The organism is Stappia sp. MMSF_3263, from assembly GCF_030733745.1.
In the GTDB taxonomy this organism is placed as follows: Bacteria; Pseudomonadota; Alphaproteobacteria; order Rhizobiales; family Stappiaceae; genus Stappia.
The window spans coordinates 60,907-81,402 of record NZ_JASHIK010000007.1 but is presented as its reverse complement, the minus strand read 5'-3'; the positions used below and the strand labels follow the sequence as shown (position 1 = coordinate 81,402).

The following is a 20,496-nucleotide window of genomic DNA, read 5'->3' as shown; positions in this document are numbered from 1 at the left end:
ACTGTCGGACGCGACTGTATCGGATTGTTTTGACGGATTTGCATCACTGGCAACCCGTCCGCATCCTTACCCGGCTGATGCCAGAACCTTTGCCGCCATCGGCCGGGTGATCCTGCGTGCCGCCGACAGGGACGCCTGGTCGAGTTGCTCGACCAGGATCTGCGCGGCGGCAACGGAGCGCTCCATGCGCACCACCAGGAACTCTACCACGGCCGGATCGATATCGATCTGGCGATCGGCGAAAAGCTTGACCAGGACCCGCCGCAACAGGTCGTCGTCCGGCTCCAGGATTTCCACCGGCGTTGCCGCTCGAAGTCGCGAGGCGAGATCGGGCAGGCGCAGCCCCCAGGATTGCGGCCAGCTGCGCGAGGTGACCAGGAGGCTTGCGCCGCTGTCGCGCACAGCATTGAACAGGTGGAACAGTGCCGTCTCGTCGAAGCCGGCATGGGCATCCTCGATCGCCACCGCCCGGTTTGCCGCCAGCGCCGTGACGTCCTCGCCGCGCAAGGCCCCGGCCGCCAGGATCGGCGCACCGCTGACACCCTGCCAGACATGGGCGAGATGTGTCTTGCCAGAGCCGACCGGGCCGGCGATCACCGCTGTTTGCGAAGGCCAGGCCGGCCAGCCCTCGACCAGCGAGAAGGCGGCCCGGTTGGACGCGCCGAGAAGAAAGTCGTCGCGCCCGAACGCGACCTCGTGCGGCAGCACCAGCGGCAGCTGTTCCCCTCCGTGGCGGCGGATGTCAGCCATCGCGCCCCTCGCCACCGTCAATGTCGGCGCCCCTGCCTGCACTGCCGTAATAGAGGGAGCTTGTCATGTACTGGGAGAGCGCGAAGCGGATGAGAACGCCGATCATTGCCGAGGCCGGAACCGCGATCAGCATGCCGACAAAACCGAACATGTAGCCAAAGGCGAACAGCGCGAACATCAGCCAGACCGGATGCAGGCCGATATTGCTGCCCACCAGCTTGGGCTGCAGCACGTTGCCTTCCAGGAACTGGCCGGTGACGAAGATCGCCAGCACGGCCGCGATCATCGGCCAGTCGGGCCAGAACTGCACCAGTGCGACACCGAGCGAGACGACGAGGCCGAGCGTCGCCCCGACATAGGGGATGAAGCTGACAAGCCCCGCGCCGATGCCGATCAGGAGGCCGAAATTGAGGCCCGTCATGGCAAGGCCGACGGCATAGAAGGCGCCGAGGATGAAACAGACGCTGACCTGGCCACGTACGAAACCGGCGACCGCGCCGTCCATCTGCCGGGCAAGCGTGCGGACGGTCTCGCGGTGCTGGCGCGGCAGCCAGCTGTCGATGCGTTCGACCATGTGGTCCCAGTCGAGCAGCAGGTAGAAGGCGACAACCGGCGTCACGACGAAGAGCGAGACCAGCGACAGGAGCGCCTGGCCGCCGTCCCACACCGACTTGAGCAGGCCCGCAACCCATCCCGCCCCCTCGCCCAGCAGCCCGCCGACATTCGCCTTGATGTCTGCGCCGCCAATGCCGATCAGTTCGAAGACGCGGCTGCCAAGCGCTTCGGTCATCAGTTGCTGCAGGGAATTGACGAGGCCGGGCAGTGCCTTGAGGAAGGCCGCCAGCTGGTTGCCGAGGATCGGAAGCAGCAGGAGCAGGATCAGCACGAAACAGATGACGAAAAGCACCAGGATGAGGATCGTCGCGCCAAGCCGCGGCAGGCCGAGCCTCTCCAGCCTGTCGGCGACCGGATCGAGCAGGTAGGCAAGCGCCATGCCGGCAACAAACGGCAACAGGATGGGGCTGAAAAGGTAGACGAACCCTGCGAACAGCGCGAAGGAAGCGAGCCAGAAATAGATTTGCCGCTGCAGCGTCACGAAAAGCTTCCCTTGCGAAGGCACATTCGCCCTTGTGGCGTCCAGGGTCCTGACCCTAGCAAGCAGATAGGCAGTCGTGCCGCCGAGCGTCAAGGCGCGGAGCGCGGAATGGCCCGCGTTTGTACCCGCTGTCCCGCGCCGCCCACAGGGCGCGGGCGCACGCCAAGCCCGGCGAAGCGCGCCCGCCCTTGTGTTCGGCAGCGTTCGACTGTAAGCGCGTGCAATCAGTCTCCCAAAGCCGCAGCATCGGAGTGCCGCAATGAGCGCCAGCCAGCCGACCGGATCGAACGGTCTCACCTATGCGCAGTCCGGCGTCGACATCGACGCGGGCAACACGCTGGTCAAGCGGATCAAGCCCTTTGTCAAGGCCACCGCGAGGCCCGGCGCCGACAGCGAGATCGGTGGCTTCGGCGGTCTTTTCGACCTCAAGTCGGCCGGCTTCACCGATCCGGTCCTGGTCGCCGCAAATGACGGCGTGGGCACAAAGCTGAAGATCGCCATCGACAGCGGCGCCCATGCGACCGTCGGCATCGACCTCGTCGCCATGTGCGTCAACGATCTCGTCGTCCAGGGCGCCGAGCCGCTGTTCTTCCTCGACTATTACGCCTGCGGGGCGCTCGATATCGACGTCGCCACCGACGTGGTGAAGGGCATCGCCGAGGGCTGCCGCATCTCCGGCTGTGCGCTGATCGGCGGCGAGACGGCGGAAATGCCGGGCATGTACCGGGCCGGCGACTATGACCTTGCCGGCTTCGCGGTCGGTGCGGCGGAGCGCGGATCGCTGTTGCCGCGCGGCGACGCGAAGGCCGGCGACGTGCTGCTGGCACTCGCCTCTTCCGGCGTTCATTCCAACGGCTTCTCGCTGGTGCGCAGGATCGTCGAGCACGCCGGCCTAGACTGGAGCGCCGACGCCCCCTTCGCCCCCGGCACGCCCCTGGGCACGGCGCTGATGACGCCGACCCGCATCTATGTGAAGGCGCTGCTTGCCGCCTTGAAGGCCGGCGCCGGCATCAAGGCGCTGGCCCATATCACCGGCGGCGGGCTGCCGGAAAACCTGCCGCGGGTGCTGCCCGATACCCTCGCCGCACGCATCGACCTCTCGGCCATCGCCGTGCCGCCGGTCTTCGGCTGGCTGGCAAAGGCCGGCGGCGTCGCCCAGTCGGAAATGCTGCGCACCTTCAATTGCGGTGTCGGCATGGTGGTCGCGGTCGAGGCCGACCAAGCCGACGCGGTCACCGCCGCCCTTGCCGCCGAAGGCGAGAGCGTCACCCGCATCGGCACGCTTCAGCCGCGCACCGGCGACGAGGCGGTCGTCTTCGACGGGGCGCTGGCGCTTTGACCAGCGGAGCGAACACAGGCCGGCGCAAGCGTACGGCCATTCTCGTTTCCGGGCGCGGTTCGAACATGACCGCGCTGCTCGACGCCGCCGTGGATCCCGCCTATCCGGCCGAGATCGCGCTGGTGGTTGCCAACGTGGCAGAAGCGCCGGCGCTGGAGAAGGCGCGCGCGGCCGGGATCGAGGCCCTTGCCGTCAGCCATCGCGGCCAGGGCGGCCGACAGGGATTCGAGGAACGGCTCGACGCGGAACTGCGTGCCCGCGACATCGAACTCGTCTGCCTCGCCGGGTTCATGCGCATCCTGACGCCCTGGTTCGTCGAACGCTGGCACGACCGGCTGCTCAACATCCATCCGGCCCTGCTGCCGGCCTTCAAGGGGCTCGACACCCATGCGCGCGCGCTGGCCGAGGGCTGCCGGCTGCACGGCGCCACCGTGCATTACGTGCGCGCCGAGATGGATGCGGGACCAATCATCGCGCAGGGCGCCGTGGCGGTGATGGACGGCGATACGCCGCAAACCCTCGGCGCGCGGGTGCTCGCCGTGGAGCATGCGATCTACCCGAAGGCGCTGGCCCTGGTCGCCTCGGACGCCGTGGAAATCGAGGGCATGCGCGTGCGACTGAAGACGGGCGACGGACCCGCACCCGCAGCGCTGATCGTCCCGGTCACGTAAGCCGCCTTGCCGCCGCCTACCCCGCCGCGCGGCGGGCCGGGACATCGGGCGGCGCCACGTCCCCCATCTGCATGCAGGCGGCCTCCTCGGTCCGTTTCTTCCACCACTCGGCGTAGAGCCGCTTGCGACCGCGCGGCGGCCGTGCCTCCAGCACGGTCATCTCCAGCATCCGGTCGGTGCGGAAATTGCGGTGGTCCTGGCGCAGCTCGCACCAGGCGGCAAGCACACGGGCGCGCTCGAAAAAGGCCAGCACGATCGGCCACACGACGCGGCGCTCCGGCTCGCGGCCGGGCACCTGATAGAGGATCTCCACCTTGCGCTCCAGCCGCAGCGCCTCGCGCAGCCGGGCCAGCTCGATCCGGTCGGCCGGCAGCGAGGCCGGCGGCGGCGCGTAGAGCGGAGCATCGAGAAATCCGCCACGCAGTTCTTCCGGCAGCACGGTGGCGATCTTGGCGACCGCATCGCGCGCCGTCCGCGAGATCGCCGCGTCGCCCCGCGTCTGCGCCATGCGCAGGCCGAGCATGACGATCTCCAGCTCCTCTGAGGTGAACATCAGCGGCGGCAGGTCGTAGCCTTCCTCCAGCACATAGCCGACACCGGCCTCGCCAAGCACCGGAACCCCGGAGGCCTGCAGCGCGACGACGTCGCGATAGACCGTGCGCAGCGACACTTCCAGCTCGGCCGCGATGGCGCCGCCGCTGACGGGACGGCGGGCACGGCGCAGGACCTGGATGATCTGAAGCAGCCTGTCGGCCCGGCGCATGCGATTCCTTCCACCTGACAAAAAGCCGATCAATGCTGACAGTATGCTGTCAGCAGGGAGACGCTACAAGCCGGAACACCACCTGACCGGGAGTTTCACCATGCTCGTCCTGCTCGACTTCCCCGCCGCTCTGGGCCTGCGCAGCCTTTCGCCCTTCGCCTACAAGGCGGAAGCGCTGATCGCGCTTGCCGGTCGTGACTACATCAAGGAAGAGGTTGTCGACTTCGACGCCCTCCCCCATGGCAAGGTGCCGGTGCTCAAGGACGGCGACCTGGTCATTCCCGACAGCTCGCTGATCCAGCGTCATCTGGAGCGCCATCACGGCCTCGACATCGACGCCAATCTGACCGGCGTCGAACGCGCCATGGCCGAGGCCTTCCGCCGCATGGCGGAGGAACACCTGCGCTGGAGCATGGTGCAGGCCCGCTGGATCGACCCGGCGGGCGAGGAGGAAATGATCGATGCGGCCTTTGGCGGCGTGCCGCAGGCAATGCGCCGCGATGTGTTCCTCGGCGTTCGCGAACAGGTCCGCCAGGCGCTCCACATGCATGGTCTTGGCCGGCACACGCCGGAGGAGATCTACACGTTCGGGCGCAACGACCTCGACGCGATCGCCACTTTCCTCGACGACAAGCCCTTCTTCATGGGCGACAGGCCGACCAGCATCGACGCGATCCTGGCCGGGCTCCTGATCAACATGCTGACGAGCCGGATCGACACGAGCCTGACGCGCCATGCCTGGGCGATCCCGACCTTCGCGGACTATGCCTTGCGTTTCGAGCGCACGGTGTTCGGGCCGGCGGCAAAAATCCCGGACCGGCTGAAGCGCGCGGCGGAAGCCGCCTGAGGCGAACCCGGCTCAGGCCGGGCGCACCCAGACCGAAATATCGTGGAACGCGGCGCCCCCATACGGGGCGACCGCGTCCGCGCCGGTGAGCGTGTTGATGCCCTTCCCGTCCGGATAGGCCTCGTTCGGCCAGATCCCTTCGGCGATCACCACGCCGCGCTTCAGCCCGGTCGTCAGGCGCGCATGCAGCATCACCGCACCGCGCCGGTTGCCGATGCGGATCGCCGCACCATCGGCAATGCCAAGGTCTTGCGCATCCTCCGCCCCGATCATCAGCTCCGGCCGGCCTTCCTTGGAACGCGAGGCTGCGGTTTCGTTGAAGGTCGAGTTGAGGAAGGAGCGCGCCGGCGAGGTGGCCAGACGGAAGGGATGTTCCGCGTCCGCCTCCTCCACCACGGCCCAGTAATCCGGCAGGGCCGGCATCTGCGCGAAGGGACCCATCGGCCCGGCATTGGGCGCGGGCACCGTCGGCCAGTCGGGCTTGAAGCGGAACTTCCCGTCCGGCCAGGCGAAGCCGTCGAGATAATGCGCCTTGCGGAATTCCGGCTGGCAGTCGACCCAGCGGTCCCGCTCGATCTCCTCCAGCGAGCCGAAGTTGGAGGCCTTCAGCATCCAGTCGATATGCTCGCGCGCGCTCATGGCAAAGCCGGGATGCTCCGCCGCGCCGACACGGCGGGCGATCTCGTTGAGGACGTAAAGATTGGGACGCGTCTCGCCTGGCCCGTCGACCAGCTTCGGGCCGAGCATCAGGTATTGATGGCCGCCCCCCTTGTAGATGTCGTCATGCTCGAGAAACTGCGTCGCCGGCAGCACGATGTCGGCCATCTTCGCGGTCTCGGTCATGAACTGCTCGTGCACGCAGACGAAGAGGTCGTCGCGGGCAAAGCCCTGCTTGACCAGTTCCTGTTCGGGCGCGACGGAGACCGGATTGGTGTTCTGGATCAGCATCGCCGTCACCGGCGGCCCGTGACGCAGCGCCTCCGCATCGCCCGTCAGCACCCGGCCGATCTGGCTCTGGTCGAGCTGGCGCACCGCCGGATCGATCAGCGAATGGCCCTCGATCATCGACTTGTCGAGCGTATAGATCGCGCCGTTGTTGTGGAACGCCCCGCCCCCTTCATGCTGCCAGGCACCGCTCACCGCCGCGATGCAGGAAGCGGCATGCATGGAGACAGCCCCGTTCCTCTGCCGGGTGAAGCCGTAGCCGAGGCGGAAATAGGTCTTCTTCGTCGCCCCGACCATCGCCGCGAAACGCTCGATCTCCTCGACTGACAGACCGGTTATCGCCGCCGCCCATTCCGGCGGACGCGCCGCCACATGCGCCTCCAGCTCATCCGGGCAGTCTGTATAGCGGGCAAGGTAATCTCGGTCGGCATGGCCATCGCGGAAGAGCACATGCATGACGGCGCAGGCAAGCGCCGCGTCCGTGCCGGGCTTCAGGACGAGGCCGAGATCGGCCTGCTTCACCGTCTGTGTCGGATAGACGTCGATGGCGACGATCTTCGCCCCGCGCGTCTTTCGCGCGGTGATCGCATGGGTCATCACGTTGACTTGGGTGGAGACCGGGTTGGTGCCCCAGATCACCACCATGTCGGCAAGCGCCATCTCGCGCGGGTCGGGCCCGGCAAGCAGCCCGGTGCCGGCGATGTAGCCGGTCCAGGCCATGTTGGTACAGATCGTGTCGAACTGGCGCGAATAACCCTTGGCATGACGCAGACGGTGGATGGAATCGCGCTGCACCAGCCCCATCGTGCCCGCATAGTGATAGGGCCAGACGGCCTGCGCCCCGTGCGCGGCCTCCGCCTTGAGGAAGGCAGTCGCGACCGTGTCGAGCGCCTCTTCCCAGGAGATCTCCTCGAAGCGCCCTGCCCCCTTCGGCCCAACGCGCTTCAGCGGCCGTGTCAGACGATCGGGATGGTAGAGCCGGTCGGCATAGCGGGCGACCTTGGCGCAGATGACACCGGCCGTATAGGCGTTCTCGCGCGCGCCCTTGAGCCGGCCGACCGTGCCGTCGGCAAACAGCTCCACCTCCAGCGCGCAGGTCGAGGGACAATCATGCGGACAGGCGGAAGCCTTCAGGATCGGGGCATTCGCAACGGGGGCGTTCATGCAGCACTCGCGGGCAAGGGAAAGAAGCCGTCAAGGTCCGCACATGCGTGCCCGCTGTCAAGAACCGGTCGGCCCACAAACCAGAGGGCCGGCCCCCGGAACCGCAAACAACAGAGGAGAGAATGCCGCCCGCCGAAACAGCAAGACCGGCCAGCGGCCGGTCTTGCAACACTTCGCAGAAACTGCTGGACGGTCGGGGCTTAGCCGACGATCTCGGTCTCGGAGAACCAGTAGGCGATCTCCTGCGCGGCCGTGTCGGCGCCATCGGAGCCGTGCACCGAGTTCTCGCCGATGTTCAGCGCATGGGTCTTGCGGATGGTGCCCTCGTCGGCATTCGCCGGGTTGGTGGCGCCCATCACTTCACGGTTCTTTGCAATCGCGTTCTCTCCTTCGAGAACCTGCACGATCGTCGGAGCCGAACACATGAACTCGACCAGCTCGCCGAAGAAGGGACGGTCCTTGTGGACCGCGTAGAAGCCCTCGGCCTCGCGACGCGACATCCACACGCGCTTGGAAGCGACGACGCGCAGGCCCGCCTCTTCCAGCATCGCGGTGATCGCGCCGGTCAGGTTGCGACGCGTCGCGTCGGGCTTGATCATCGAAAAGGTGCGCTCGATCGCCATCAGTCATTTTCCCGTTGTTGTCCGGCAGGCCCGCCGCGCCCTCGCGGCAGCCCGCCCGTCCGTGCCTTGAAAGCCGGACGATCCTTGATCTCGTGGCGCCCGTTTCGGGCGCGCCATGCGTATAGCCGGGGATCGGCGCCCCCGCAAGGCGTCAGGGGCGCCGGATCCCGCTGATTCTCGCCGGATGTCAGGCCGCCGGAATGGCGCGTGCGTAGCCGTCGAAGAGATCAAGGCACCGTTCGCGCCACTCGGCGACCGGCGAGCCCGGTTCAAGCAGCTCGAACGCGCTCGTGATGCGCGCCCACTGGAACGTGCCGAACAGCATGTAGTCGCTCTGGAGCGGGCTGTCGCCGCCGATGAATGGCTGCGACTTCAGCATCAGATGCATGGGCAGCAAGGCGGTGGCGAGATCAGCAAGCCGCTCCTCGCGCCCCGCCTGCACCTCTTCCAGGCTCATTCCGAACCGCTCCTCGCGGATCGGCCGGAAATAGGCCTGATCCTCCGGCGCGAGCAAGTCGCAGATGTCCTTGACGATCATCCGCACGATCCGCGCGCTGATCGATGCATTGGCCCAGCTCTCCACGAGCTTCGCCGCCGCCAGGCCGCCCGGCCCGCCAAACAGGGTCGGTCGGTCGGCATAGGTCTCTTCCAGATAGGTGGCGATGGCCCAGCTGTCGCAGATGGTCCGTTCCCCGTCGACCAGGATCGGCACGGTCTTGCCGACCTCCGGTGCGATCGCGGCGATCTGCGTGAAGGGCTTGGGCCGGGTCTCGAAATCGAGACCCTTGTGCTTCAGGGCCATGCGCACACGCCACGCATAGGGGCTGAAAGGACGCGCGGCATCGGCGCCACGCAGTTCGTAAAGGATCAGGCTCAAGATCTGTCTCCCCTCGGGATCCGGGTCGCTTCCCCGTTCGCCGCGCAGACTATCCCTCGCCACCCGCCCGGCCAAGGACGAACCGCGTTGCTGTCGCACACGTGCTCAGCACGTCATTTCAATCCCAAGGTGCATTATTTCGATGTTTCATAACCCTGGATTGAATCAAAGAAAAAATGCCGCGACGGCAAGATCCCGGAAAGGCGATTTTTCGAAAAACATTTACGGTCGGTTCAGCGTTCCAAGCACTTACTGCGGCTATCTTCAGTCCTGCGAGGCCGCTTTTCCCATGTCGATCAAACAGAAAATGCTCGTGCTGCTCACGGGCGCACTCGCCGCGCTCCTTCTCGTGCTCGGCGTCCAGACCTACACCTTCCACAAGAGCCTGATGGACGGTCGCCGCGCCCTGGTCCAGTCCCAGGTGGAAACGGCCCTCAGCCTCGTGAAGACCTTTCACGAGGAGGCGGAGGCTGGTCGGCTGACGAGCGAAGAAGCCCAGACGATGGCGCGCAACAAGCTGCGGTCCATGCGCTTCAACGGCAACGACTATTTCATCGTCCTCGACGCAAGCCCCGAGAACCAGGGCTTCGTCGTCGCCCATCCCAGCCCCAAGGTCGAGGGCAAGAACCTGTGGGCGACCAAGGACGCCAACGGCACGGAATTCGTTGTCGGGCAGATCGAGAGCGCCCGTCGCGGCGGCGGCTACACCTCGTTCCTGTTCCCGCGTCTGGGCGAGACCGTCCCGGCTCCCAAGATCAGCTACACGATGGGTTTCGCGCCCTGGAACTGGGCCATTAGCACCGCGCTCTACGTGGATGATGTCGACACCGCCTTCAATGCGCACCTGATCGCGACCGCCGCCTGGGTGGTTCCGCTGATCCTGCTCATCGCCGGCTTCGCCCTGTTCCTCGCCAACAGCATCACCCGGCCCATCGCCGCGATCACCGACGCCATGCGCCACCTTGCGCAAGGGGACCTTTCCGTCTCGGTGCCCGGCGCCGGGCGCAAGGACGAGATCGGCCAGATGGCGGATGCGACCGAAGTCTTCCGGGACGGCATGCTGCGCGCCCAGGACCTCTCCGTCGCGCAGATCGAGGAGCAGCGCGTGCGCGAGGAACGTGCCCGCCGCATCGAGGAGATGACCCGCCGCTTCGACGAGAGCGCCACGGCACTTCTCACCGCTGTCACCTCGTCGGCCGGCGAGATGGAGCACAATGCCCGTTCGATGGCTGACATCGCGGAAGGCACCAACGCCCGTTCGACCACGGTCGCGACCGCCGCCCAGCAGGCAGCGGCCAACGTGCAGACGGTCGCCTCGGCCACGGAGGAGCTCTCCTCCTCCATCTCCGAGATCAGCTCGCAGGTCTCCAAGTCGTCGCAGATCGCCTCCCAGGCCGTCGGCGAGGCGCAGCGCACCGACAACCAGATCCAGGGTCTGGCGGACGCCGCCGAGAAGATCGGCCAGGTGGTCAGCATGATCGCCGCCATTGCCGAGCAGACCAACCTGCTGGCGCTCAACGCGACCATCGAGGCCGCCCGCGCCGGCGAAGCGGGGCGCGGCTTTGCCGTCGTTGCGGCCGAAGTCAAGGAGCTCGCCTCGCAGACCTCCAAGGCGACCGAGGAGATCACCTCGCAGATCTCCGCGATCCAGTCCGAGACCCGGATCGCGGTCGGCGCCGTCCAGTCCATCGGCCGCACCGTCGAGGAGATGAACGCGATCGCCGCCGCCATCGCCGCGGCAGTCGAGGAACAGGGCGCCGCCACCGGCGAGATCGCCCGCAATGTGGAAGAAGCCTCGCGCGGCACCCAAGAGGTGACCGAGAACATTCTTGGCGTCTCCCACGCGGCCAACGAGACCCGGACCGCCGCTGGCGACGTGACCAATGCGGCCTCCGCTGTGAACCGGGACGCCGCCGCCCTCAAGCAGGAAGTCGAAAACTTCCTCGGAGGCGTGCGCGCCGCCTGATCACCGCCCCGCATTCGACCGACCAGGCCGCCGGCAGCAATGTCGGCGGCTTTTTTGTACCACGGCGGACGTCGGGTCTTTCGGCGATCACCGGCAAAACCTTCGCCGGCTGCCGATTTTGCCTCTCGCGGAGCGTGAAACGCCGCGCTATCATTTGCCTCCCGCCTGACGTTTCACATCACATCACATGAGGATAGCCATGACGCCGTCGTCGGAGGACTTGCTCACCGGCCTGCTCGACTGGGTGCGCATCGAGACCCACACGCCGGATGTCGAGGGGCTCAACCGGCTGATGGACCTGGTTGCGCAACAGGCCGAGGCCTTCGGCGCCACCACGCAGCGCTTTGCCGGGCGCGAGGGCCGCGGCGACCATCTGCTGGTGCGCTCGCCCTGGGGCGATCATTCGAAGCCCGGCATCCTCTTCCTCTCCCATCTCGACACGGTGCATCCGCGCGGCACCATCGACAAGGACCTGCCCGTGCGCGTCGAGGGCGAGCGCTGCTACGGTCCGGGCATCTGCGACATGAAGGGCGGCGCCTATAACGGCCTGGCCGCGATGCGTACCGTCGCCGAGGCGATCGCCGCCGGCGGGCGGACCCCGGCGCTTGCCGTCAGCATCCTGTTCACCGCCGACGAGGAGATCGGCAGCCCGACCTCGCAGGCACTGATCGAGCAACAGGGAGCCAAGGCGAAATACGCGCTGGTGACGGAGCCGGCCCGCAATGGCGGCCATGTGGTCACCGCGCGAAAGGGCGTCGGCCGCTTCACGCTGAAGGTCGAGGGCCGCCCGGCGCATGCCGGCGCGCGCCACTGGCAGGGCCGCAGCGCGGTCACCGAACTCGCTCACCAGATCATCGCGCTGGAAGCAATGACCGACTACGACCGCGAGATCACGGTCAATGTCGGCGAGATCCGGGGCGGCACCGGCACCAATGTCGTGCCGCAATTCGCCGTGGCCGAGATCGACCTGCGCGTGCCGACACTTGCCGCTGCCGAGGAAATGGTCGCCCGGATCACCTCGCTGACGCCGAAGACGCCGGACACGAAACTGACCGTCACCGGCGGCATGAACCGCCCGCCCTTCGAACAGTCGCCGGCCAGCAAGGCGCTGTTCGACCACGCGGCGGGACTGGCGGCCGAGATCGGCTTCGAACTGGTCGGCGAGACGACCGGTGGCGGCTCCGACGGCAATTTCATCGCCCATGCCGTGCCGACGCTCGACGGCCTGGGGCCCGATGGCGACGACGTCCACACCCTCAACGAGCACATCCTCATCCCGTCACTGGGCGAGCGGATGCAGCTGATGCGGCGGCTGATCGAAACACTGGAGTGAGCGGGCGTTTCCGGGATCGGCCACCAAGGGGCAAGGACGCCACTGGCGTCGGCGCCTGCAACCGTGCCCGCGATTGACAGCCACCATGAATTGCAATTGAATTCTCCCTACAATTCTGGGGGGATACGAGATGACGTTGCGACGGTTTGCCGCCTGCGGGATTTTGGCCATTTCGGGTCTGGCCACGGAGGCCCGGGCGGACGAGTTCTTCCCCGTCTTCGAGGAACTGCAGATCACCGGACGCGTGGAGACGGACAGCACCGAGCCGGTTTCGCCCTCGGAAGACAATTACGTCTCCCTCGAGATCCACAACCAGATGGGGATCGGCGCGCTGAGCGGCTACTCCGTCATCAACTGCCGGGAAAACGACACTGTCTGGCGTATGCTGCGCTCGCTCGCGCGGCGCGAGAATCAGTCGGCGCAGCTGACGATGTCCATCAAGGACTATGATGGCAACTTCATCGTAGAGAACCTGCCGTTTCTGCACATCACCTACACGGATGTCCGCTCCAGCGACGACGACAAGAACTGCATCTCCGGGCTGATCTCGGGCAATGTGACGCCGATCTTTCCCGTCCGGCGCAACGCCCGGTTCTCGATGACGCTCGGCATGTCGAAAACGGACGCCGTCGACATAACGATGCTTTCGGGCATTCAGAGCCTGGCGGCCGGGGCGCGCGATGTTTTCGGGGTTTCCGGCTGGGCCGGGAAGGTCCTGGCAACCGACGACTCGCTGGAAATGCTGGAAGACCTGCAACGCACCTTCAATCGGCGCCTGGGAGCGCAGGTCGAAGCGAAGGAAACCTTTCCGATCGACAGCGACGACGTCAACACGATCATCAGGGCTTCGCTCCTCGCCGCACCGTCGAACGACGCCGTGTTCGAGCCCGTGAGCAGCGTGGACATTCGCCTGAGCTACCTGGAATCGCTTTTCTTCGACCGTGAGGACGTGAGCATCGGCCGGGGCTCCGATGTGCTCGACAGGCCGATCTTCGCGGAAAGCGACAAGACAATCCGCGCCAAACTGCTCAACGAGAACACGCCGCTACGGGTTCACGCGTCCGATATCGCCGTCGATCTCTCCGACCCGAACGTCGATGTCGACCTGAGGGAGGTCTGCAACAGCCTGCGCTCGACGCTGCGAAGCCAGCTCAAGCTGTCTAGGCGCGACACGGCGATCGCCATGTGGTCGGCGCTCGAGGAGATGACCGGGGGCGTTCGCTATGCCGCCGCTCCACACGCCCACAGCGATGCCTGCTTCTCGCAGGAAGAGCTCGCGCAACTGCGCTTGCACAACGAAACATGGGCCCTTGCCCAACCACGCGGCAACTTCGGCAACCGCAACGTCAATACGCAGATGGCGGATCTCGAAAGGGCCGTTTTCTCCGGAACCGCAGCGGATCCAGCGGTGCTGAAGTCGCTGGCGGTGGAAGACGAGGACGCTTTCTTCGTACGCTTTTCCGGCAATGCGTTCGGCGTGACCGGCAACGCGCTTCTCACGGGGGCGAGTGCTTTCGAGAAGGCGGCGGAAATCCTCGGAACCAGGGTCGCGAGGCTCGGCTGCTACGCGCCGAGCGAGTTGAGCAGCCTTGGCGCCATCGCCTTTCATGCATCGGAAAGCACGGATTTTTCCAAACCCACCGCCAATGCGGCCCTCTTCGACAATGACGGACGCTTGCGCGGGATCGATTTCTCGACGGATGTCCGTCTGATCAAGACGATACACGGGTTCGTCGACTGGCCGGTAAAAACCGCCGAACGCGTCGGGAGCTGCAAGCGCTTCCAGATGCCCTCCTGAGCCCGCGCCAGCTCGCGGCACGCAGCAGCGGGCCTGGCCCCGCGCAAGAAAACATCCTCACCCCCTCGCCGGGGAGCGGATGCAGCCGGTGCGGCGGCTGATCGAAACGCTGGCGTAAGGGAAAACTGGCCGGCCGGCGTCTGCAAGCGCTGGCCGGCATTGTTTTCAAGGTCAGTCGGGCAGCCGCTTTCCGTCCGCGCCGAAATAGTGCAGGTGTTCGGCACCGCAGGACAGATGCACCCGCGCACCGGCGGCCGGCACCTCGCGCCCGCCATCGACCCGCACGATCATCCGCTCGCCGTCGTCGAGCTCCACATGGGCGAGCGTCTCTGCCCCCAGCGCCTCGGCGATGACCAGCTTGCCGGACAGCACCGCCGCCCCCTCCTCGCAGAAGGACAGATGCTCGGGGCGCACGCCGACCGTGTCGAGCGCCTCCGCCGGGCCGGCCGTTGCCGCCACCTTGCGCAGGAGGCCGCTCGCCTGAAGCCTTGCCGCCTGCAGGAAGTTCATCGGCGGCGAGCCGATGAAGCCGCCGACGAAGACGGTCGCCGGCTTGTTGTAGACCGACAGCGGCGTGCCGACCTGCTCGGCATTGCCGCCGTTCATCACGATGATGCGGTCGGCCATGGTCATCGCCTCGACCTGATCGTGGGTGACATAGAGCGAGGTGACGGCAAGACGGCGCTGCAGCGTCTTGATCTCGACACGCATCTGCACGCGCAGCTTGGCATCGAGATTGGACAGCGGCTCGTCGAAGAGGAAGACCGACGGCTTGCGCACGATGGCCCGGCCCATGGCGACGCGCTGGCGCTGGCCGCCGGAAAGCTGGCGCGGCTTGCGGTCGAGATAGGGCTCGAGCTCCAGCATCTTCGCCGCCTGGCCGACGCGCTCGGCGATCTCCGCCTTGGGAACGCCGGCGATCTTCAGCCCGTAGGCCATGTTGGCGAAAACCGACATGTGCGGATAGAGGGCGTAGTTCTGGAACACCATGGCGATGTCGCGCTCGCGCGGCTCCAGGTCGTTGACCACCCGGCCGCCGATGGAGATCTCGCCGGACGTGATGGTCTCCAGCCCCGCCACCATGCGCAGCAGGGTGGATTTGCCGCAGCCCGAGGGGCCGACGATGACGATCAGCTCGCCGTCGGCGATCTCCGCGTCGACCCCGTGGATGACCTCGGTCGGTCCGTAGGACTTGCGGACGTTGGATAAGGCGATCTCAGCCATGGAACCTATTTCTCGCTTTCCACGAGGCCCTTCACGAAGAGCCCCTGCATGAAGATGACGACGGCGACCGGCGGCAGCATCGCCAGCAGCGTGGTAGCCATGATCACCGGCCAGTCGGCGATGTCGTCGCCGGAGGGGAACATCTGCTTGATGCCCATGACGATGGTGTTCATGTCCGGCTTGGTGGTGATCAGCAGCGGCCAGAGATACTGGTTCCAGCCGTAGATGAAGAGGATGACGAAGAGCGCCGCGATGTTGGTGCGCGACATCGGCAGCAGGATGTCGATGAAGAAGCGCACCGGCCCCGCCCCGTCGACCCGGGCCGCCTCGATCAGTTCGTCCGGCACGGTGAGGAAGAACTGGCGGAACAGGAAGGTCGCGGTCGCCGAGGCGACCAGCGGCAGGATCAGGCCCGTGTAGGAATTGAGCATGCCGAAGCCGGCAACGACCTCGTAGGTCGGCACGATACGCACCTCGACGGGGAGCATCAGGGTCAGGAAGATCATCCAGAAGAAGGCCATGCGGAAGGGAAAGCGGAAATAGACGATCGCATAGGCGGATATGATCGAGATGACGATCTTGCCGATGGTGATGCCGAGCGCCATGACGCTGGAATTGAACAGCATCAAGAGCACCGGCGAGTTGACGCCCCTGGTCAGCGCCGCCGTGTAGTTCTCGATGAAATGCCCGCCCGGCAGCAGCGGCATCGGCGGCCGCGCGATCTCGGGCTGCGTCACCGTCGAGGCGACGAAGGCCATGTAGATCGGGAAGCAGATGATGGCGATGCCAATGATCAGCCCGAGATGGGTCAGCCAGATGCCGAGCCCGTGTTTTTCGACCATGCCGCTCATCAGTAGTGCACCTTGCGTTCGATGTAGCGGAACTGAACCACCGTCAGCAGCCCGACCACGAAGAGAAGGATGACCGACTGGGCCGCCGAGGATCCGAGATCCTGGCCGACGAAGCCGTCGGAAAACACCTTGTAGACAAGGATCGTCGTTGCCTGCTGAGGTCCGCCGGCGGTGATCGTGTGGATCACGCCGAAGGTCTCGAAGAAGGCGTAGACGATGTTGACGACGAGCAGGAAGAAGGTGGTCGGCGACAGGAGCGGGAAGACGATGGTCCAGAAGCGACGGGCAAAGCTCGCCCCGTCGATGGCGGCCGCCTCGATGACGCTTTTGGGAATCGCCTGCAGGCCGGCAAGAAAGAACAGGAAGTTGTAGCTGATCTGTCGCCAGGCCGAGGCGACGACGACAAGGCCCATCGCCTCGCCGTCGTTGAGGACGTGGTTCCAGTCATAGCCCATCGCCTTCAGGTACCAGGCGACGAGGCCGACATTGGGGTTGAACATGAACAGCCACAACACGCCGGCAACGGCGGGCGCCACCGCATAGGGCCACACCAGCAGCGTCTTGTAGGCGCTCGATCCCTTGATCACCCGGTCGGCCATCACGGCAAGCCACAGCGCCGCGCCCATCGACAGCACGGTGACGAGCGTCGAGAAGATGACCGTCGTCTTGAACGAGGCGAGATAGTAGCGGTCGCTCAGCAGGAACTCGAAATTGCCGAAGCCGACGAATTGCGAGGAGAGACCGAAGGGGTCGGGAATATAGGCCGACTGGTAGATCGCCTGGCCGGCGGGCCAGAAGAAGAAGACGAGCGTCACCAGGATCTGCGGCGCGAGCAGCAGGTAGGGCAGCACCCGGTTGTTGAAGACGACGCGTTTGTGCATGGCGCGGACCACCGGCGAAAACAGGGGCGTCGGCTGTCGCCGACGGGAGAAAACGGCCCGGCGGAGACCGCCGGACCGCTTCCCGAAACGGGTGGACCGCGAACAGGGGAACGCCCTGCCCGCGGCCCGACTTCAGGCTTAGCGGTTGGCCTGCTCGAAGCGGCGCAGCAGCTGGTTGCCGCGCTCGACGGCGTTGTCCAGCGCGTCCTTGGCGGCCTTGTCGCCGGCCCACACGGCTTCCAGTTCCTCGTCGATGATGCCGCGGATCTGGTCGAAGCTGCCCAGGCGCAGGCCCTTCGAGTTGGCCGTCGGGGCCTTGCCGGTCATCTGGATGACGGCAATGTCCGTGCCCGGATTGGCCTCGTAGAAGCCGGCCGCCTTGGTCTGGTCAAAGGCGGCATGGGTGATCGGCAGGTAGCCGGTGTCCTGGTGCCACTTCGCCTGGATGTCGGCGGAGGACAGGAAGTTCAGGAACTCGGCGACGCCGGCATATTCGGCGGCCTCGTGGCCGGTCATCACCCACAGCGAGGCACCGCCGATGATGGTGTTGACCGGAGCGGCCTCGACCGAGGCCCAGTACGGCAGCGGACGAATGTCGAAGGCAAACTCGGCCTCGGCCTTCACACCGGCATAGCCGGCGGAGGACTCGGTGAAGAATGCGCATTCGCCGGAGCGGAAGCGGGCGCCACCCTCGTTGCGACGGCCGGCATAGATGAACTTGCCGTCCTTGGCCCACTGGCCCATCGCCTCGATATGAGCGACCTGGACCGGGCCGTTGAAGGCGAGCTCGGTGTCGACGCCGGCAAAGCCGTTCTCCTTCGTGGCGAAGGGTACGTCATGATAGGCGGAGAGGTTCTCCAGGTGCACCCAGCTCTGCCAGGCGGTGGTCAGCGGGCAGGACGAGCCGGATGCCTTCAGCTTGTCGAGCGCCTCGCCGACCTTCTCCCAGGTCGACAGGTCCGCGTCCGGATCGATGCCGGCCGCCGACAGCGCGTCGCGGTTGACATAGAGAACCGGCGTCGAGGAGTTGTAGGGCAGCGACAGCATCTCGCCGTCGGTGGTGGTGTAGTAGCCGGCGACGGCCGCCAGATAGGCGTCCTGGTCGAACGGCTTGCCGGTCTCGGCCATCAGCTCGTAGACCGGCTTGATGGCGCCCTTGGCGCCCATCATCGTCGCGGTGCCGACCTCGAACACCATCAGCACATGCGGCTGCTCTCCGGCGCGGAAGGCGGCGATGCCGGCGTTCAGCGTCTCGGAATAGTTGCCCTTGTGCGAGGCGACGACCACATAGTCGCTCTGCGAGGCGTTGAACTTCTCGACCTGCTCGGCGAGCAGATCGCCCAGGCGGCCGGTAAACGCGTGCCACCACTGGATTTCGGTCGCGGCGTAGGAAACGCCGGTGCTGCCGGCAAGGATCGTCGCCGCGACGAGGCCGGCCAATGTCTTGCGATATGCCATGTTCGTTTGCTCCCAAGGCTCGGGGGACTACCCGACATGCGGTTGAGTTGCGATCACGATCCGCTCTCCGGTCGCGCCGAACGAAAACGCCCGCATTTCGTATTGTTTTCATATGAACGCGATATGTCGCTCACATGAACATTAAGCGACAGTTCAATGACGTTCGCAACCCCTCGATTGCGCGAGGATTTTCGCATCCCCTTCGTTTTTTCGGCGATGCCGGGCAACAGCAGTATGACAGCGCCGCCGCGTGTGGAAAAACCACGTTTTCGGGACCGGGCAACGGCGGAACGCAAGCCGCTGCCAACGTCAACCGGCGGAAGCGGTTATCCCCGTTCCTCTTTGCGATGGACGCTGCCTGTGATTTACGCTTCCACCCTGCCCCCCTCCTCCGCTAGGAACAAAGACACACGAGGGGAAACGACATGAAGGGTCCGCTACCGGCGAACGACACGAACGCCGCGACGATGCGCGTCGCTCCGCACAATGCGGAGGCCGAGCGCCAGTTGCTGGGCGCGATCATCGTCAACAACGAGACCTATTACCGCGTATCGGACTTTCTGGAGCCGGAGCATTTTTTCATTGCTCCGCACCGGGAGGTCTACGAGAAGGCCGGCCAGCTCATCCGCGCCGGCAAGATCGCCTCGCCGATCACGCTGAAGACCTTCTTTCCCCAGGATGCCAAGATCGCCGACATGTCGGCGGCGCAATACATCCTGCGCCTCGCCGCCGATGCTGCCTCGATCATCAACGCCGAGGATTACGGCCACGCCATCTACGACCTCGCGATTCGGCGGAACCTCATCCGCATCGGCGAGGACATGGTCAACATCGCCTTCGACGCACCGATCGACATGCCGCCCGGCGCACAGATCGACGATGCCGAGCGGCGCCTGTTCGAACTCGCCGAAAAGGGCCGCTCCGACCAGGGGTTCGTCTCCTTTGGCGATGCGCTGACGGCGACCATCGAGATGGCGGCGGCCGCGTTCCAGCGCGAGGGCGCGCTGTCGGGCATCGCCAGCGGGCTGCGCGACCTCGACGCCCTGATGGGCGGGCTGCAACCCTCGGACCTGATCGTGCTCGCCGGACGTCCGGCCATGGGCAAGACCTCGCTTGCCACCAACATCGCCTACAATGTCGCCGAAGCCTATATGTCGGAGGAGCAGCCCGACGGTACGATCAAGACCGTCAATGGCGGCGTCGTCGGCTTCTTCTCACTGGAAATGTCGGCCGAGCAGCTGGCCACGCGTATCATTTCCGAGCAGACGGAAATCTCCTCCTCCAAGATCCGCCGCGGCGACATTTCCGAGCATGACTTCGAGAAGCTCGCCGCCGCCTCGCAGACCATGCAGAGCGTGCCGCTGCATGTCGACCAGACCGGCGGTATCTCCATTGCCCAGCTCGTCGCCCGCGCCCGCCGGCTGAAACGCCAGCGCGGCCTCGACCTCCTGATCGTCGACTATATCCAGCTGCTCACCGGCTCATCCAAGAACCAGGGCAACCGCGTTCAGGAGATCACCGAGATCACCACCGGCCTGAAGGCGCTGGCCAAGGAACTGAACGTCCCGATCATTGCGCTGTCCCAGCTCTCGCGCCAGGTCGAATCGCGCGACGACAAGCGCCCGATTCTCTCGGACCTGCGTGAATCCGGCTCCATCGAGCAGGACGCCGACGTGGTGCTTTTCGTCTATCGCGAGGAATACTATCTCGCCAAGGCGATCGGCACGGAGGCGACGCCCGAGGACATGGAGAAGCTCGACCGGGCGAAAAACCGCGCGGAAGTGATCATCGCCAAGCAGCGTCACGGCCCCACCGGCACCGCCAACCTGCATTTCCAGGGCGAGTTCACGCGCTTCTCCGACCTTGCCGATCCGGACCGGTTCCCCGACCCCCATTGAAGTGGACCGCGC

The 20,496-nt window shown here is 65.9% G+C and carries 17 protein-coding genes; 7 read left to right on the top strand and 10 right to left on the bottom strand.

The genetic code is table 11. From position 1 onward, the window contains the following. Positions 1-66: 66 nt before the first annotated feature. Together RBB46_RS09960 and RBB46_RS09955 are read right to left on the bottom strand one after the other, a co-directional pair. The gene (locus RBB46_RS09960; protein WP_306028828.1) at positions 67-750 is read right to left on the bottom strand and encodes a DnaA/Hda family protein; all 684 of its coding nucleotides are present in this window, start codon (positions 748-750) and stop codon (positions 67-69) included. Continuing rightward, positions 743-1,846 carry an AI-2E family transporter gene (locus RBB46_RS09955; RefSeq protein ID WP_306028827.1) on the bottom strand — a complete coding sequence of 368 codons (1,104 nt, stop codon included), beginning with the start codon at positions 1,844-1,846 and terminating at the stop codon, positions 743-745. The genes RBB46_RS09960 and RBB46_RS09955 overlap by 8 nt, the downstream gene beginning before the upstream one ends. 259 nt (positions 1,847-2,105) lie before the next feature. On the opposite strand from RBB46_RS09955, the gene purM reads away from it, so the two are divergent. Next, positions 2,106-3,185, top strand: a complete 1,080-nt coding sequence (gene purM, locus RBB46_RS09950) for a phosphoribosylformylglycinamidine cyclo-ligase (protein WP_306028826.1) — start codon at positions 2,106-2,108, stop codon at positions 3,183-3,185. Continuing rightward, positions 3,182-3,856, top strand: a complete 675-nt coding sequence (gene purN / locus RBB46_RS09945; protein ID WP_306028825.1) for a phosphoribosylglycinamide formyltransferase — start codon at positions 3,182-3,184, stop codon at positions 3,854-3,856. Before purM ends, purN begins: the two co-directional genes overlap by 4 nt. 16 nt (positions 3,857-3,872) lie before the next feature. Here the strand turns inward: purN and RBB46_RS09940 are convergent, their stop codons facing one another. Beyond that, the gene (locus tag RBB46_RS09940; RefSeq protein ID WP_306028824.1) at positions 3,873-4,619 is read right to left on the bottom strand and encodes a YafY family protein; all 747 of its coding nucleotides are present in this window, start codon (positions 4,617-4,619) and stop codon (positions 3,873-3,875) included. A 100-nt stretch (positions 4,620-4,719) separates the two neighbouring features. Between RBB46_RS09940 and RBB46_RS09935 the strand changes: the two genes are divergently transcribed. Beyond that, positions 4,720-5,466 (top strand): glutathione S-transferase family protein, encoded by a 747-nt coding sequence (locus RBB46_RS09935; protein ID WP_306028823.1) that lies wholly within the window; start codon positions 4,720-4,722, stop codon positions 5,464-5,466. A 12-nt stretch (positions 5,467-5,478) separates the two neighbouring features. On the opposite strand, the gene RBB46_RS09930 is transcribed toward RBB46_RS09935, so the two are convergent. The 3 genes from RBB46_RS09930 to RBB46_RS09920 form a co-directional block, all read right to left on the bottom strand. Beyond that, complete coding sequence (locus RBB46_RS09930) at positions 5,479-7,575, bottom strand: molybdopterin-dependent oxidoreductase (protein ID WP_306028822.1); 2,097 nt, start codon at positions 7,573-7,575, stop codon at positions 5,479-5,481. Positions 7,576-7,775: 200 nt separating this feature from the next. Beyond that, positions 7,776-8,198 (bottom strand): nucleoside-diphosphate kinase, encoded by a 423-nt coding sequence (gene ndk, locus RBB46_RS09925; RefSeq protein WP_306028821.1) that lies wholly within the window; start codon positions 8,196-8,198, stop codon positions 7,776-7,778. A gap of 187 nt (positions 8,199-8,385) precedes the next feature. Next, positions 8,386-9,075: a glutathione S-transferase family protein gene (locus RBB46_RS09920; protein ID WP_306028820.1), complete on the bottom strand. Its 690-nt coding sequence runs from the start codon at positions 9,073-9,075 to the stop codon at positions 8,386-8,388. A gap of 289 nt (positions 9,076-9,364) precedes the next feature. On the opposite strand from RBB46_RS09920, the gene RBB46_RS09915 reads away from it, so the two are divergent. From RBB46_RS09915 to RBB46_RS09905, 3 genes are all read left to right on the top strand, one after another. After that, the gene (locus RBB46_RS09915) at positions 9,365-11,041 is read left to right on the top strand and encodes a methyl-accepting chemotaxis protein (protein WP_306028819.1); all 1,677 of its coding nucleotides are present in this window, start codon (positions 9,365-9,367) and stop codon (positions 11,039-11,041) included. A gap of 199 nt (positions 11,042-11,240) precedes the next feature. Continuing rightward, positions 11,241-12,374, top strand: a complete 1,134-nt coding sequence (locus tag RBB46_RS09910; protein WP_306028818.1) for a M20 family metallopeptidase — start codon at positions 11,241-11,243, stop codon at positions 12,372-12,374. A gap of 130 nt (positions 12,375-12,504) precedes the next feature. Further along, positions 12,505-14,172: a hypothetical protein gene (locus RBB46_RS09905; RefSeq protein ID WP_306028817.1), complete on the top strand. Its 1,668-nt coding sequence runs from the start codon at positions 12,505-12,507 to the stop codon at positions 14,170-14,172. 171 nt (positions 14,173-14,343) lie between these two features. Here the strand turns inward: RBB46_RS09905 and RBB46_RS09900 are convergent, their stop codons facing one another. The 4 genes from RBB46_RS09900 to ugpB all read right to left on the bottom strand — a co-directional run bounded on the left by RBB46_RS09900 (position 14,344) and on the right by ugpB (position 18,586). Further along, complete coding sequence (locus RBB46_RS09900; RefSeq protein ID WP_306028816.1) at positions 14,344-15,396, bottom strand: sn-glycerol-3-phosphate import ATP-binding protein UgpC; 1,053 nt, start codon at positions 15,394-15,396, stop codon at positions 14,344-14,346. 5 nt (positions 15,397-15,401) lie between these two features. Beyond that, positions 15,402-16,238, bottom strand: a complete 837-nt coding sequence (gene ugpE / locus RBB46_RS09895) for a sn-glycerol-3-phosphate ABC transporter permease UgpE (protein ID WP_306028932.1) — start codon at positions 16,236-16,238, stop codon at positions 15,402-15,404. A gap of 8 nt (positions 16,239-16,246) precedes the next feature. Further along, positions 16,247-17,128 carry a sn-glycerol-3-phosphate ABC transporter permease UgpA gene (ugpA, locus tag RBB46_RS09890; protein WP_306028815.1) on the bottom strand — a complete coding sequence of 294 codons (882 nt, stop codon included), beginning with the start codon at positions 17,126-17,128 and terminating at the stop codon, positions 16,247-16,249. Positions 17,129-17,266: 138 nt separating this feature from the next. Then, a complete protein-coding gene (ugpB, locus tag RBB46_RS09885) occupies positions 17,267-18,586 on the bottom strand; it encodes a sn-glycerol-3-phosphate ABC transporter substrate-binding protein UgpB (RefSeq protein WP_306028814.1) in 1,320 nt (439 codons plus the stop codon). Between the two features lie 425 nt (positions 18,587-19,011). On the opposite strand from ugpB, the gene RBB46_RS09880 reads away from it, so the two are divergent. Continuing rightward, entirely contained in the window at positions 19,012-20,484 is a 1,473-nt protein-coding gene (locus RBB46_RS09880; protein WP_306028813.1) for a replicative DNA helicase, read from the top strand. The last annotated feature ends 12 nt before the right edge of the window (positions 20,485-20,496 follow it).